Genomic DNA, 14,077 nt, shown 5'->3' on the forward strand with positions numbered 1-14,077 from the left:
AGGGCATCACGCCCGAAGGAGAAGAAGAATGAGAATGGGATCATGGATGCGGCGCCTGCCGCTCCCGGCTCTCGCGATCGCGGCCCTGGTGGTCAGCGGCTGCGGACAGAGCGGAACGGAGCCTGCCCAAACGGAGAGTCAGGCAACCGAGGCCGCAGATGTGCAGACCGTCGCCGCAGTGGATCACGGCGGCTGGTGGTGTACCGAACATGGCGTGCCGGAGGGAGTGTGTGCGCGTTGCAACAGCAAAGTTGCCGCGGAGTTCCAGCAAAAGGGGGACTGGTGCGAGGAGCACGGCCGGCCGGAATCGCACTGCTTCATCTGCCATCCCGAACTGGAGGAGAAGTTCGCGGCACAATTTCAGGCCAAGTTCGGCCAGAAGCCGCCGAAGCCGGAGGAATGAGTTGCGCATGACCGATGAATCCGATTCGGTCACATCCCGCTGGTGGGGACGGAGGCTGCCAAGACTCGGCGTGGGCGTGCTGCTGCTGCTGATGCAGTCCGGCTGCATGTGCGGTTGTCCGGCGCGGCACTCGCCCACGGTATTGGAAGCGAGTGCGTTCAACTCCCTGGACGAGTTTCCCAGTGCTCGGCGCGTCCGAGGGCCGAGCACGCAGAGGCCGAGTGAAATCGGCGCAAGGAGGTGACCGGCACGCGGAATACCGAACGACACGAGAAATATGTTTCCAGTTCACTACTTCAATGCTATCAGAAAGGAGTCTGATGATGACGAGCAAGAAGTTCGCTTGGCTGCTCGCGATCCCGTGGTCGCCTTGATGCTGGTGGGCGTCGCACAGGCGGCCGAACCGACCCTGACGACACTCACTGTCCCCAAGATCGACTGCCCGAGCTGCGCCAAAAAGGTGGCCGACGCTCTGGAGAAGGTCTCAGGAGTTGCCTCGGTCAAGACCGACAACAAGGCCGGAACTGCCGTCGTGACGCCCAAGCGAGGCGCCGACCTGTCGCCCCGCGCATTGTGGGAGGCGGTGGAGGAAGTCGGCAAGCAGCCCACGAAACTCGTCGGGCCAAAAGGGACGTTTACCTCGAAACCATCGGCCTGACGGAGACTGGTGTTGAGGGAAACGCCGGGAGAGCAGGCTGTCGCTCGCTCCCCCGGCAATTTTGATAATGCCGGTTCCGTCGGATGCCCCGCAGGTGCTGATGATGGATAGGCCGATTTGTTAGAGACTACCTGGGATACCCCAAGCCACGGGTTACGGTCGAAGCCTTCCGTGGCTTGGTCCGGAACGAGAGGAGGCCAGGGATGGCTAACGGCAGAGCAAAGCGCGGACGGCCCCCGACTTTCGAGTCGGAAACCAGAAAGACGCTGGCGGATGTGATCCGCCAACATGGCGCAAGAGGGGCGCGAGAATTCGCTTTAGTCCCCGTTTCGATCGCAACGCTCCTGAAGATTGCCCGCGAACATGGGATCATACTCAAGAGCGGACGCCGACCGAAACGAGCGGCGTGAGCGCCGTCTGATGGGAATAGGAACTATTGGGAGGATAGTCATGTGAGGCAACTTGACCTGCGTATCGCCAATCTGGATTGCGAGCACGATGCGTCGCGGCTCCGTCGCTCACTTCAGGATGTGCCCGGCGTGGAAGTGCTGCAAGTCTCTCCTGCGGCATGCCGGGTGCGGCTCGCGCTGGATGAGGCCCGAACCTCGGCTGCGGACTTGGAATCGCGGCTGAGCGCCCTCGGCTTTCCCGTGGCGCGGGAAGCGGAGCGGATCGGACCGGCTCCCTTGTGGAAAAACCCCAAGGTGCTGGCGTCGGCCGCCTCCGGCCTCCTGCTGCTGATTGGATGGTCGCTCTCGTGGCTGGAGATTCCTGCAGCGGTGCCGTTTGCGATCTATCTGCTCTCGGTCTTCATCGGCGGTTACTACTTCGGGCGAGAGGCGGTTGAGGAACTTCTCTTTGAGCGCCGGGTCGGCATCGAGCTGTTGATGAGCGTGGCCGCCATCGCAGCGTTCGCGCTGGGTGAGACGGCGGAGGCCGCCATGCTCGTGTTCTTGTACTCGATCAGCGAAGCGCTGGAGGGCTACACGGAGGCGAAAACCCGCTCAGCCATTCGGGCGCTGATGGACCTGACGCCAAAGATGGCCCTTGTACGCCGCGAGGGACGCGAGGTAGAGATTCCCGTTGAGGAGCTGCGGGTCGGCGACGTGTTCCTCGTCAGGCCGGGGCAGTCCCTGCCGACTGACGGCGAGGTGATTGCCGGACGGTCCAGCGTCAATCAGGCCCCGGTCACCGGCGAGAGCGTGCCGGTCGAAAAGGACATCGGAGACTCGGCCTACGCTGGCAGCATTAATGGTGAGGGATCACTGGAAGTGCGGGCGACCAAGGCGTTCGCCGAGAACACAATTTCCCGCATCATCCAAATGGTCGAGGAGGCCCAGGAACGTAAAGGGCAAAGTCAGCGGTTCATTGAACGCTTCGGTTCCTGGTACAGCCCCGCCGTGCTGCTGACAGGTATCCTGCTGGCGGTGGTGCCCGCATTGGCCTTTGCCGCCTCCTGGACGGAATGGTTGATCCGCGCCACGGTGTTCATCGTCGCGGCGGCTCCCTGCGCCCTGGTCATCTCGATCCCGGTGACGCTCGTCGCCTCACTGGGCACGGGGGCACGCAAAGGAGTGCTCATCAAGGGAGGCGTATACGTCGAACAGTTATCGCGGATCAGAGTCGTGGCCCTGGATAAAACCGGCACGATCACCCGCGGCGAGCCGGAGGTGACGGAGGTCGTCCTCTCCGAGCAGGATGGTCAAGTGCCGTCCCGGCAGCACATTCTGGCAGCCGCGGCGGGGATCGAGCGACTGAGCCAGCATCCCCTGGCGCGCGCCATCCAAAACTATGTTGAGGCAGAGAAGATTGCCCCCGCCGAGATCGGCGAGTTCCGGTCTCTGACTGGCGCGGGGGCTTCGGCGACCGTCAACGGAACGCTGCTGTACATCGGCAAGCCGGGCCTGTTCGAGGATCAACTCGGAATCGACCTTGAACCGCTTCGGGAGCCAATCACCCGTCTCCAGGCCGACGGCCAGACCGTCGTGCTCATCGGAGACGATCGCGCCGTGTGGGGGCTGTTCGCCATCCGCGACAACATCCGCCCGAACGCCCGCCAAGCGATTGAGAATCTGCACCGGGCCGGCGTCGAGAAGGTGGTAATGCTTACCGGTGATAACGAGCGCACGGCCCAGGCGATCGCCCGCGAGGCCGGCATAGACGACTACTATGCCAACCTGAAGCCGGAGGACAAGGTCGCGAAGGTGCGGGAACTTGCCCAGAGCCTCGGCCATGTCGCAATGGTCGGAGACGGCGTCAATGATGCTCCGGCACTGGCCGAAGCCACCGTCGGCGTGGCGATGGGGGCCGCCGGGACAGATGTCGCCCTGGAAACGGCGGACGTAGCCCTGATGGCCGACGATTTGGAGAAGCTGGTCTATGCGCTCGGGCTGGCCCGCCGCAACCAACGCATCGTTCGGCAGAACCTCGCGCTGTCCGCACTGGTGATCGGCGTGCTGGTCGTCGGGGCCGTGGCCGGGTGGTTTTCGCTGCCGATCGCCGTGCTCGGACATGAGATCAGCGAGTTTCTGGTGATCGGGAATGGCCTGCGGATGCTGAGGGCCTGAGAAAGGGAACACAACATGTCTCGCAGAGCGCAAAGCCCAAAGTGCAAGCGACGCATCCGGTTCAACTGGAAAACGGCTCTGGTCTATGGACCGATCAATGCTCTCCTGCTCGCATTCCTGGTCGGCTTCCTGGCGGTTCTGGCGATTCGGCAACCGAGCGCGTGGCATTGGATCGTCGCTCTCGTCATCACCGGTATGGCAATTGAAATCGCCCGCGCAAAACTCTGGGCCAGGTGACGTATGGACCGGGTGAAACTGAAAATGTTCGGCTGGCTTTCCTTTCTGATCGCCATCGCGTCGCTCCTGACGGGCTGCAATGGTGATCCCGAGCCGGACGCGCCGCGCGTCGGTGGCAAGCAGAACCGGCGAGTTCTCATGCTGACCGATGAAAACTTCGGTCGCGAAGTGCTCGACAGCCCTCAGCCGGTGCTGGTCGATTTCTGGGCGGCCTGGTGCCAGCCGTGCCTGGAGATGAAGCCGGTCATCCGCGAACTGGCGGAGCAGTACGCCGGACGGCTCACGATCGGCCAGTTGAACATCGAGGACAACCCGTTCACGACCGCGAAATACGAAGTCGAAGTAGTCCCGGCTCTGCTGCTCTTTCGAGACGGGGAACTCGTCGAGCGAATTAACGGGCACCGAACAAAAGGTGAATTGGTGCGTCTGCTGGAGCGGGCACTTTCACAAGAGGAGCAGTCCGCAAAGGGGAGATAGCGGCCCGCCCCAGCGGCTCACGATCACAAACCTTGCAATCTGATGAATCAATCGAAGTTCCACAGCAGGAGGCGGTCAGCCGTCTTAAGCAAGTTCTCAAGCAACAGGGCTTTGACCAAACGGGAGTATTTACTATGGCATGGCTCTGGTTCGGCGTTCTGCTCTTGGCGGTTTGGGCGGCGCATTGGGGGGCCGAACACCTCGGCGATCCGCTCAAGAAACTCCGCCGACAGTGGGGCATTTCGGTGACGGCCGGCGGGGCGCTGATCGGACTCGCCACGGCCAGTCCCGAGGTCGGCATCAATATCACCAGCGCGATCCGGGGCGTTTCGGACATCGGCCTGGGAGCGATGATCGGCGCGAACATCATCGCGCTCCCGCTGCTTGTGGCCGTCGCCTATGTGGCGACACGCAAACAACAGCTTGGCGGTGAACACGCCGACCACGACCGGCATCTCCGGGAGCATCTGCTCCAGGTCGAGCCGCAGGCGGCGACCGTGCAAGCCTTTCCTTATCTGGGCATTCTGGCCGTCTTCGCCCTGCTGACCCTTCCCGCTGCATGGCGTGGACTGCAACCGATCGACGGCTGGATCATGCTGGCCGTTTACCTTGTGTATCTCGGCCAGGCATTGCTGCGGGGACGGCAATCCGGGGAGTCGGTGGACTGGTCGAAGCGCGAGATCGGACTGGCCTTGGCCGGTCTCGCTGCACTGGCGATCGGTGCCTACTTCACTGTCTTTTCGACGGAGAAGATCGTCTCGGCAATGGGAATCTCCAAGATCGTGGGCGGGCTGTTCATCACTGCTCCCGTTGCTGCACTTCCGGAAATCTTCGCCGCTTGGAGTATTAGCCGGAGCGGTCAGGTAACCTCCGCCGTGACGGGCGTCATCGGTGACTACGCCGTGACCATGACCATCGCCGTCCTGCCGTTGGCCTTGACGACGCTAAAGATCGAGAATTTCCGGCTGTACTGGATCAATCTGATCTTCCTGGCCCTTCTGCCGGCGCTCTACGGAGCGTTCATTTACCGTGGGAAAACGGAGCCGGGTCTCAAACGCTGGCAGGTGATCTGCCTCCTGGTCGTGTATGTGCTCTACATCCCTGTCGCAGTGTTGTTTGGAGTGATGTGAGTTGCCCCGATGAAGGCCATCGCGAAGAATTGCATTCACCGGACGTGAAGCTTTGCCGTGACAGAGATTCCGACCTGTACGATGGTTTGCCGCGTGCGATAGCGATTATTCGGCTGTACTTCGCTTCGACGCTCTGAAGGTTCCACCAGTCGGCGCTTGTTGCTGAATGTTGCTCTCCAGCAAGAAACAGAAGTGGCGTAGTGAGCCGACGAACTGCTCGCCGTCGCTCAGGATTTTCTTGGCTGCTGCCAGGAGTTCACTGTAATCCGCTTCCCGGCCGCCGCTTTCAGCGGCTCTCGGCAGCTCCAAGCCGGGAACTTGAACCCCGGCTGAACTCGATAGGCCCTGCATCGCTCGTCGTACCGCCAAGGAACTCCCGCCATGGAAAGTGTCTGAAGGTCGCGATGGATTGTGCGACGAGAGCACTCCAGTTCGCGAGCCAAGGCGTCTGAATCCCAGCGCCCGGGCCCCATAATCAGCCGGAGCACCCGGAGCAGACGGCTAAGGCGTTCAGCTTGGCGAGCTCTTCGCTCGGCGTCGGTTCTCTTCCTCTTCGCCATTCCATCGCACGTAGATGAAGCCCTGTCGGTGTTGATTCACCGGAACTGTAACAGAGCGCAACGACACCAGTGGGTCATTCGAGTGCCCAACTGCTGGCACCTGCATCCGAGACAGCCATCCGCGAGTCATGAAGCGAAGTGATGATGGTTGTCGGACTTTGGCGCGCCCGGTTACAGCGTGCGGAGAGCGCAAGAACGTCCGACAGAGAATTTCGGTCACGTACTGAGCAGCAACCGACCCACTGTTGGCACGCGCCGTCTGTATGGTGGCCCAAGTAGGACGTCACCACTCCAACACTGCTGTCCAGGGGCCGATCCGTGCTGAGTCGACGCCTATCCAGTGAAACGGTCGCTGCGCTGAATGCGAGCCGGCTATGGCAGAACATCATTGCGGATCGGGAACTGCTGCCCGAAATCCGCGATGAGCACCTGACGGTCTACTACCGTGGAGGCGCGTTACTGAAGGGATTGCGGGCGAACGGTGGATATCTGGAAGCCCAGATCCATCGGAAGTTCATTCCGGTCTCCCGGTGCGGCCGCTCCGACTATTTGATGGTGCGCGGGGATAGTGCAGTAGGCCTTCGATTCACTGGCGGAGTGGAACCGCTGCCTCTCGGCTCGGGAGAACCGGATGTGCTCGATCGTTACAAATCCACAATGGACCAAGTGCTGTCGGACTTCCCGGAAGGACGGCTCGTACACCGGATCGCCACGCGATCGGAGAACCTCACCCTGGATCAGGAAATTACGTTCGCCGAGTCAGGGGAGAGCCGTGACAAAGTCGATCTCTGCTACTTTGACACAGACTTGCAGAAACTTGTCTTCGTGGAAGTAAAGCGGGTCGAGGACGGCCGCCTCTTTCAAACTGCCGATCGCCCAGAAGTTCTCAACCAGCTCGCGGCGTATTGCCGTCGCCTCGTGCAAAATCGCGATGAGATTCTGGATGCCTACCGCACGGTTGTCGCGCTGAAGCATGCGCTCGGATTGGGAGCGAGACTCGCAGGAGTACCTCTTGACGGGCCAGCCGACCTGTTGGAATGGCCACTGCTAGTCATCGGGGGATGCTCGCGCGAGGAGCGAAGTCGCATCCGAACCGCAGAGGGCGCATGGGGGCCGTTGATGGGAGAGATCGGCAATGTCGCTGCCGGGTTGATCGCGTGCGGTGATGACGGCTGCAAACTCCTGGTCGCCGACACGCCGCACTCGCTCCGGTTTTGATAACCTTTCGTCGCATCAATACCACCGCTCGTCGCATCAATACCACCGCCGCCGGCAAGAGGTCAGAGTACGATTGTCTCTCCGTCGCAAAGCAGACGCACGTGTCGAGCCACCATGCGAAACCGGTCCGGTTGAAATGTGTGGACCGGGATGACGAGCTTCGCGTTCAGGGCGGTGACCAGTTCCCGAATATCCTCGAAGTAGATATGGCCGCTGGTATGAACCTCGACCAGGTCGCCCGCGGCTTCGGCCAGCGCGGCCCAGACCAGTTGCCAATCCGGACGCTCCAGGTATCCGGTCCAGCGGGAGTAGAGGCAGCGGGGCCGACTATCAGAGCTGGAGCATCGACGGCTCGATCGTGGAATTCGGGCGGATCGGGGGCGGCCATGCGGTGATCACCGACTACGAACCCGCAGACCGCATGTGGCAGGTAACCGATGTAACTCCGGTGCTATACAATACGGAATGGATTTACTACAGCGACACGTCTAGCGGCCAGTACACGCAGGGGCCCATGTCGGGCCAGATTACCCAGCGCGACGGCCTCTACTGGTACCGGTGGGACGCTTTTGTCTGGGAGGATCCCAACCAGCCGGGCATCCTGGCAGGCACGGCCATCGAGCGGGCTCTTCTGAGGCTGGATAACGCCAGCAGCGCTTCCGGCCAGATCGAGGATTTCTATGCCGGATTCGGAGATAGTGGCTGCGGTTATGGTCAAGTGACCTTCCAGCGGGAAGACAGCGATCAAAGCAGCTTCCGCCAAGAGACCGGAATATCGTTCACCTTGGTACAGGAGACCACGGGCTGCGGATGTGGCTGCGGGTGCGGCTCCGGTGCCGCCCATTTCTGGCGACACGAATCGGGATGGCTGGACGAGTCCGCCTCAAGGGAGATGACCACGCGCCGCTGGACCGACACTCCCCAACAGGCGTCCTCGGGCTGCGAGCCGGGCGTCACCGAGCGGACCATTGAATTCGACGAGACCGACGGGTGGTCCACTTCGCGCAGGGAGCGATGGGCCGTCGTACCAGAGGAGTCGACCCTGGACCATGAGGATTATTACCTGGATCGGGTGGAGGTCTGGCAACTCGCCGACGGCAGCGGCATCGAGCGGTTCTGGAATGACTACTCTGCCCGCGAAACGACCTCCGGAACCGAAAACATCACTTACGACGGTCAGCAGATGGAAGGATCCTCCAATCGGACGCTGGATCGCTCCTTCGCGCGAACACTCACGATCGAGGAAGAATTCGATCGGGTCAACAGCCGCTGGGACTACACCTACAGCGGGACGGGCTGTGAATCGATCGATGACAGCTCCACGGGATGTGGCACCTACACCCCTGAAGCGTCCTGCGGCTGTGGTTGTGGCTGCGGTTGTGGAGGAGGCTCTCCGGCGTACGATGGAACGATCAACTATTCTCGTGCCGAGGAATTTGAAACGAGTCGCAATCTCGTTTACTCCAAACCTGCAAGCCACGAGAGTGTTGCCCCGAGAACGATCTACGACGGTCCCACCAGTTTGTCGAGCGGCTGCGGGTGCGACGGCGGCATTCCCTCTCCGGGCATTTGGGACAGCGCCGGGTGGGCCGTCTCGGGCAGCGGTGCAGGGACGATCCAGGAAACATGGCACGTGGACCACCAGCGCCAGCGCGATTGGACCGGCGCGCCTATAGGAGGCACCACGCTTTCCGGAACAGAGACCGAAAGCAGTGATGACACGTGGCTCTACAGCTTGACCTTCAGCGAAGCCAAACCGCAGGGTACGTCTTCGACCGCCTGGCAATTCACTAGCGTCTCCGGGGAAGGTGGTGGTCTGTTCTATGCCGATCACACCATCGAAGGATCGGGTAACTACCAGTTCGATGTCAGGCAAGGGTTGGCCACGCTTCAGGGCGTGAAGAACTACAGCGAGTCTCTTGTTGAAACAAATAACCATTCGATCGGCTTCATCATCACCGCAAACGGCCAAATCGCCTTCGACATGGCCGGCCACGGAAACCAGACTCTCACCAAGGACTTCGACTACGACGGTCAGACGGGCGCCACTTCGTATGCCGGCGGCTACGGCACGATCACCCTCGATGAGTCGGGCGACGTTCATCTGGAGCAAACGCGCAGCGTTGATTGGCATTACGATGGGGTCGATTACGATGCCGATGCCGAGACAACGAAAACTACCAGCGGCTCTCATGTACATAACTACCAGGACGATTACAGCTACAGCGGGTGCGGCTACTCGTATAGCGAGCATGCCTCCTGGTCGGAGAACAGTTCTTGGGAAAACCAGTTGACGAAACGTCACGCATTCTCCGACTCGGCCTGGTCCACCCTCTGGACGGACCGCTTTACCTCCTACGAACAGTCGGGGTGCGGGGGTGGCGGCGGTTCGAAGGCCACCAGTTACTCAAGCTCCGGTTGCGGCTGCGGGTGTGGAGAAGGCAGTTCGGAAAGCGACAACTATTCCTGGACCGGAAGCTGGTCGGAGTCCTACGATTCGGCTACCGATGATTATTCCCTCAGCGGTGGAATCGACAACCATGTAACCGGCGCTGCCAGTGGTTGCGGTTGCGGAAGTTCTTATGACGAGTGGGTTGACTACATCGGCTTCCGCTGGCCGACCTATACCTCACCCTATGCCTTCGATTATGTCTATCCCACGCAGACAGGCAAGCTCAACGGCGGCCTGGGAGAAGGTTGCGGGTGCGGCTGCGGCGGCGGCCTGTATGGTTTCGAGACCGACGTTCCCATCGGTCGTACCAGTGATACTTCGGCCAACAGCACCATCGGTCGGCTACCCAGCGGGGGACTCATCTCACCTTCACCGCTGGCTGCCGCCCACGATCTCGGCCCGCAGTTGGCCCCGTTCGCCACGCTTCCGGAGGCTCCCATCGCGGCGCAGGCGGTGGGGCTGACCAGCTACCGGGAGCCCAACGCCATCCACGGCAACGGGTCCCCCGAGTTGCCCCAGAACGTGGTATTCGCCGAGTGGGGAGCCTGGCGCGACCGCGATCGGCTAAACCAGGCTCTGGAGGACGCCATCGAGGAACTGGCCAACTTGACGACGCCGCCACCCGGCGGCCCGCGGCCCGACAAGACGGAGATGCCCGGGGTGGTGGTCCTGGATCTGTACGACATGGATCAAAGCGGCGATCAGTCGGTGACGGTGAGTGTGCCGAGCGGGGCCGGCTCGGGCCATACGCTGCGAGCACCGGCGGGGCCGGATGCCCTGGTGGAGGCCTCGCTGGAGGGCGGCAGCCTGACGATCTCCGTCCCGCAGGGCTCCACCTCCGCCGGCCTGACCGCCGTCACGGTCGTGGGCAAGGATGCCGATGGCCTGCCGGTCGCCTGGACCGTGTTGGTCCATGTAGTGGCCGTGGAGGGTTACACGGTCGAGGAGCAGGCCTGGGGCGAAACGGCCTGGGACGCCCCGGAGGATTCCGGCGAGGATTGGGCCTTGCTCTGGCAGTGCAACGACTACCGCTGGCTGCCGCAAACGACGTTCGACGGTCTCGTGACCGCGGCCGACTGGGGCTTCGCCTCGATGACGGTCGATTCCAGCCGCGAGCGTTGGGCCTACGGCACGCCCGGCAGCACCGGCGTTGTGGCGATCAATCCCGTTGTCACTTTCGGCGGCCAGAACATCTACTTCGAAACGCTCAACACGGCCGTTGTAGGTCTGCATGAAACTGGACCGTCCACCACCCAGCCACGGATCGCGGTGACCTATCTGAGCCTGGTAGAGTGGGAGCCGGTGGCCTGGTCGCGGGAAGTGGAGATCGAGGACTACGGCACGTCGGTCGGCCTGGCGAAACTCACGTCCGGCGAGGACGGCCATCTGGTCTATCCCGACTACCGGCAGCACCCGGTCATTCAGCAGCCGATCGACCACAACGTGGTTCGCGTCAAAGTGCAGCTCGGTGCGCCGGTGCCCGAGGGGATGCTGGGGACGGTGCATCTGGCTTGGTATGATCCGGACAACACGGTGGCCAACGTCCCGGCGGAACCGCCGGCCAATCCCGGGGATGGTCTGCGGGACAACGCCGCTTCGCTGGCGGCGACCGGCGGCGGCCTGCCAGCGTTCACGCTTGCGTTCACGACCGCGGGCCCCTCGCCTACCAGCGACTCGATCCAGAAGGCCTATCTGGCCATCGAGGACGCCCGCTATGGGGACAACTTCATCGTGGCCGTGCATCCCCACTCGGGTATCGCCGAGACCTTCGAATTCCGGGAGAACGAGTCGCAGGAGCCGGTACTCATGCGCCCGGCCAACACCGGCCTGTGGACGCCGCTGCCCGACGATGATGATCCCGGCGACGACCCGGCCGACGCCGTCCACGATCACCGCACCTCGGTGCTGACCATCATGCCCTCGGTCGACATCGACACCGACAGCGACAACACCGGCGTCATCGACCGCAGCGACGGGGAGGACTACATAGAGGCCTCGCCGGCTTACACAGGCAACGTCATCTTGATCAACGCGGATGACGATAATAACAACGGCGCTCCGGACTGGGCCGATGAACCGATGAACAGCCCGGACGACGACCTCCATCCCATCGTGCTGGAGGTCTGTTTGCCCGATGCGAGCAGTATGGCTGGCTTTGAACTGCATCTCGAATGCACAAGCAATCTCAGCCTGTGGCAGGACCAATCGAAGAACCAGCTTCCGCTCAGCGCGAGCGAAGTGCGTCTGCGGCACTACAAATGGACGTTCGAGTCCGGCATGCCCAACTACCCATTGACCGTGTATGTGGAAGGGCTTAACATGGGGCGCGGCCAGGTTTCCTGGGCGCTCAGGGACGTAAGCGGCAACACGGTCTACAGCGACAGCGTCGTGCTCACGATCACCGGCGCGGATTTGGATGCGGATTCCGACAACAACAATTCTCTCGAGCGTAGCCTGCACGAGGATCAAGTGGAAGACGCGCCGGGCGAGCCGGGGAAGATCATTCGAGCTGCCCTCCGTGACGATGCAGACCACGATCGCATTCCGGACTTCGCCGACGGATATGATCGCGACGGCGTGTTGGGCAGCAACGACGACGTCAACTGCGGGGCGCTCGCCAGCCTCGTGCTCGATCTGTTTCCCCAGATCGACCTAGGGTTGGCTAGGTTCAAGTTTGCCTATGGAGCCTCTGATCCGGCTAGTGTTACCCAAAGCGGCGACCTCTACATAGCAGCACCGGGCAATCTTCGTATCTGGAAGAAAGACGCAAGTGTGCAACGCAACAAGCTCGACGCGGCCACCGGAGGAGACTATGTTGCGCCCAATGTCGAGTACACGGCCAGCGACCTGGGGCTCAGCAGTGGCAACCGCGTGGTTCAGTTCTATCTGGAAGGGATCAACCCAGGCGTCACCACGGTGACCCTCCTGACGGATATGGACGGGCCTAGCGGTCCGATGGGCTTTATCCCCATGGATACGGTCAAGGTTATGGTCGTGTACGTCGATCTGGATGTGAACAACAACGGCGCCCTGTTCGATGCGGTGGACGGCGTAGATTACTACTTGCCGGGTTACGAGGGCACGACGGACAAGCTCACGTTCAACAAGACCTTCAACACGACCAGCTATGGGGGGCAGCACATGAAGCTCATCGCCGCTGGAGTCGGCAGCGGTCAAGGGATCGATGCCGTCTCTTTCCGGATAACGAACACCACGAGTCTCCCAGGCTACGCCGAGAACAAGACCGCGTACATGGTCACGGGTCCGGTCCGGAATGACGATTACTCCTTTGCCCTCACCGCAAACAGCCGCGCGGCCCTCGGCACCATGGCCGCTACCAACACGTTCGCCGATTTCTACTGCAAGGATTACGGCGGCTCGGCAACGGTGGTGGCGAGCCTGATCAAGAATGGCGTAGCGGTCTTCACCTGGACGCTTGATGTGCCTACGGACACGGACCAGGACGGCCTCGCCGACCGCTGGGAGCGCCAGCAGATCGCCGAATGGAACACTCAATATGGTTACAGCCACGACGTATATGATCTGACCTTTGTCCGTCGCGATTACGACTGGGAAATGCCCGATCCAGATGCCAGCAACACGGACGGGGGCACGGATCTTCCGGCCCACAAGACCACGGGGGACAGCTTGACCGAGTTCCAGGAGTATCGGGGCTTCATACTCGATGGCGGCAACAGCCATGCCGGGGGGCACAGGCGGTTGAGCACTTCCCGGAAGGAACTTCTGGTGGAGGTGGACATAATGGAAGGGGTGGAGCACATGCCGACGGAGGCAGGTATTCGAAGCACCATGAACACCGTCTCAGCGGGCTTTGGCGACCTGACGGAAGGCGCCGGGATAGACCTCTACTATGTTATCGACGAGCCCACGGCAAGCCACCGGGACTTCAGCTCCTACGCACAGGCTGAATCCTGGGCCAACGCACACCGCCATCGCACGAATGGCCAGCCGAATATGCTGACAGAGTTTGTCTATCTCGCGTTCGCTGATTCGATGGCGGGAAGTACGGGAGGCTTTGCCGGCAGTTACGGTGCCTTTGTTGTGGTGGACTCGGCGCACGATTTTGCCACGAATCAAGGGTTCAACGTCACGAGCCACCGTGCCTATGTGGCTGCCCACGAACTCACGCACATGATCATCGACACACACAATGCCAACGGATTCAACGGGGGCGAACACCTGCCTGATCCAAACGAGAACGGAGTGCAGGACGACGCAGACGATGGGAGATACCTGATGTATCACCATCAAACGGCCCAGAACACGTCGGGTATCCACTTCAGCAACCCGACGCGGAGGCAAATAGACCTAACCAGTAAGGAATCGGTCGAACGATAGTGTCTAATCCGGACGC

Annotated in this window: 10 protein-coding genes; 9 read left to right on the forward strand and 1 reads right to left on the reverse strand. The window is 61.6% G+C overall.

Annotation, left to right across the window (positions count from 1 at the left end):
- Positions 1-28 precede the first annotated feature (28 nt).
- The 7 genes from ACZ5B4_RS05090 (at position 29) to ACZ5B4_RS05120 (ending at position 5,472) form a co-directional block, all read left to right on the forward strand.
- Positions 29-403, forward strand: a complete 375-nt coding sequence (locus ACZ5B4_RS05090; RefSeq protein WP_464913351.1) for an RND transporter — start codon at positions 29-31, stop codon at positions 401-403.
- A gap of 7 nt (positions 404-410) precedes the next feature.
- The gene (locus tag ACZ5B4_RS05095) at positions 411-647 is read left to right on the forward strand and encodes a hypothetical protein (RefSeq protein WP_464913352.1); all 237 of its coding nucleotides are present in this window, start codon (positions 411-413) and stop codon (positions 645-647) included.
- Positions 648-680: 33 nt separating this feature from the next.
- Positions 681-1,061 (forward strand): heavy-metal-associated domain-containing protein, encoded by a 381-nt coding sequence (locus ACZ5B4_RS05100; protein WP_464913353.1) that lies wholly within the window; start codon positions 681-683, stop codon positions 1,059-1,061.
- Positions 1,062-1,513: 452 nt separating this feature from the next.
- Positions 1,514-3,628 carry a heavy metal translocating P-type ATPase gene (locus tag ACZ5B4_RS05105; RefSeq protein ID WP_464913354.1) on the forward strand — a complete coding sequence of 705 codons (2,115 nt, stop codon included), beginning with the start codon at positions 1,514-1,516 and terminating at the stop codon, positions 3,626-3,628.
- A gap of 15 nt (positions 3,629-3,643) precedes the next feature.
- On the forward strand, positions 3,644-3,865 hold the full coding sequence (locus ACZ5B4_RS05110) for a hypothetical protein (RefSeq protein ID WP_464913355.1): 222 nt from the start codon (positions 3,644-3,646) through the stop codon (positions 3,863-3,865).
- A gap of 3 nt (positions 3,866-3,868) precedes the next feature.
- Positions 3,869-4,342 carry a thioredoxin family protein gene (locus ACZ5B4_RS05115; protein ID WP_464913356.1) on the forward strand — a complete coding sequence of 158 codons (474 nt, stop codon included), beginning with the start codon at positions 3,869-3,871 and terminating at the stop codon, positions 4,340-4,342.
- A gap of 134 nt (positions 4,343-4,476) precedes the next feature.
- Entirely contained in the window at positions 4,477-5,472 is a 996-nt protein-coding gene (locus ACZ5B4_RS05120; protein WP_464913357.1) for a sodium:calcium antiporter, read from the forward strand.
- Positions 5,473-5,699: 227 nt separating this feature from the next.
- Here the strand turns inward: ACZ5B4_RS05120 and ACZ5B4_RS05125 are convergent, their stop codons facing one another.
- Entirely contained in the window at positions 5,700-6,032 is a 333-nt protein-coding gene (locus tag ACZ5B4_RS05125; protein WP_464913358.1) for an HTH domain-containing protein, read from the reverse strand.
- A gap of 318 nt (positions 6,033-6,350) precedes the next feature.
- Here ACZ5B4_RS05125 and ACZ5B4_RS05130 point away from each other — a divergent pair, with 318 nt between their 5' ends.
- Both ACZ5B4_RS05130 and ACZ5B4_RS05135 read left to right on the forward strand, forming a co-directional pair.
- Positions 6,351-7,250, forward strand: coding sequence for a hypothetical protein (locus ACZ5B4_RS05130; RefSeq protein WP_464913359.1), 900 nt, complete (start codon positions 6,351-6,353; stop codon positions 7,248-7,250).
- 391 nt (positions 7,251-7,641) lie between these two features.
- Entirely contained in the window at positions 7,642-14,061 is a 6,420-nt protein-coding gene (locus ACZ5B4_RS05135) for a hypothetical protein (RefSeq protein ID WP_464913360.1), read from the forward strand.
- Positions 14,062-14,077 lie beyond the last annotated feature (16 nt).

The organism is Thermogutta hypogea (genome assembly GCF_055386265.1).

Coding starts and splice junctions, on each gene's coding strand:
- ACZ5B4_RS05090 (WP_464913351.1), top strand. CDS start 29: ATGAGAATGGGATCATGGATGCGGCGCCTGCCGCTCCCGGCTCTCGCG.
- ACZ5B4_RS05100 (WP_464913353.1), top strand. CDS start 681: ATGTTTCCAGTTCACTACTTCAATGCTATCAGAAAGGAGTCTGATGAT.
- ACZ5B4_RS05120 (WP_464913357.1), top strand. CDS start 4,477: ATGGCATGGCTCTGGTTCGGCGTTCTGCTCTTGGCGGTTTGGGCGGCG.
- ACZ5B4_RS05095 (WP_464913352.1), top strand. CDS start 411: ATGACCGATGAATCCGATTCGGTCACATCCCGCTGGTGGGGACGGAGG.
- ACZ5B4_RS05110 (WP_464913355.1), top strand. CDS start 3,644: ATGTCTCGCAGAGCGCAAAGCCCAAAGTGCAAGCGACGCATCCGGTTC.
- ACZ5B4_RS05115 (WP_464913356.1), top strand. CDS start 3,869: ATGGACCGGGTGAAACTGAAAATGTTCGGCTGGCTTTCCTTTCTGATC.
- ACZ5B4_RS05125 (WP_464913358.1), bottom strand. CDS start 6,032: ATGGCGAAGAGGAAGAGAACCGACGCCGAGCGAAGAGCTCGCCAAGCT.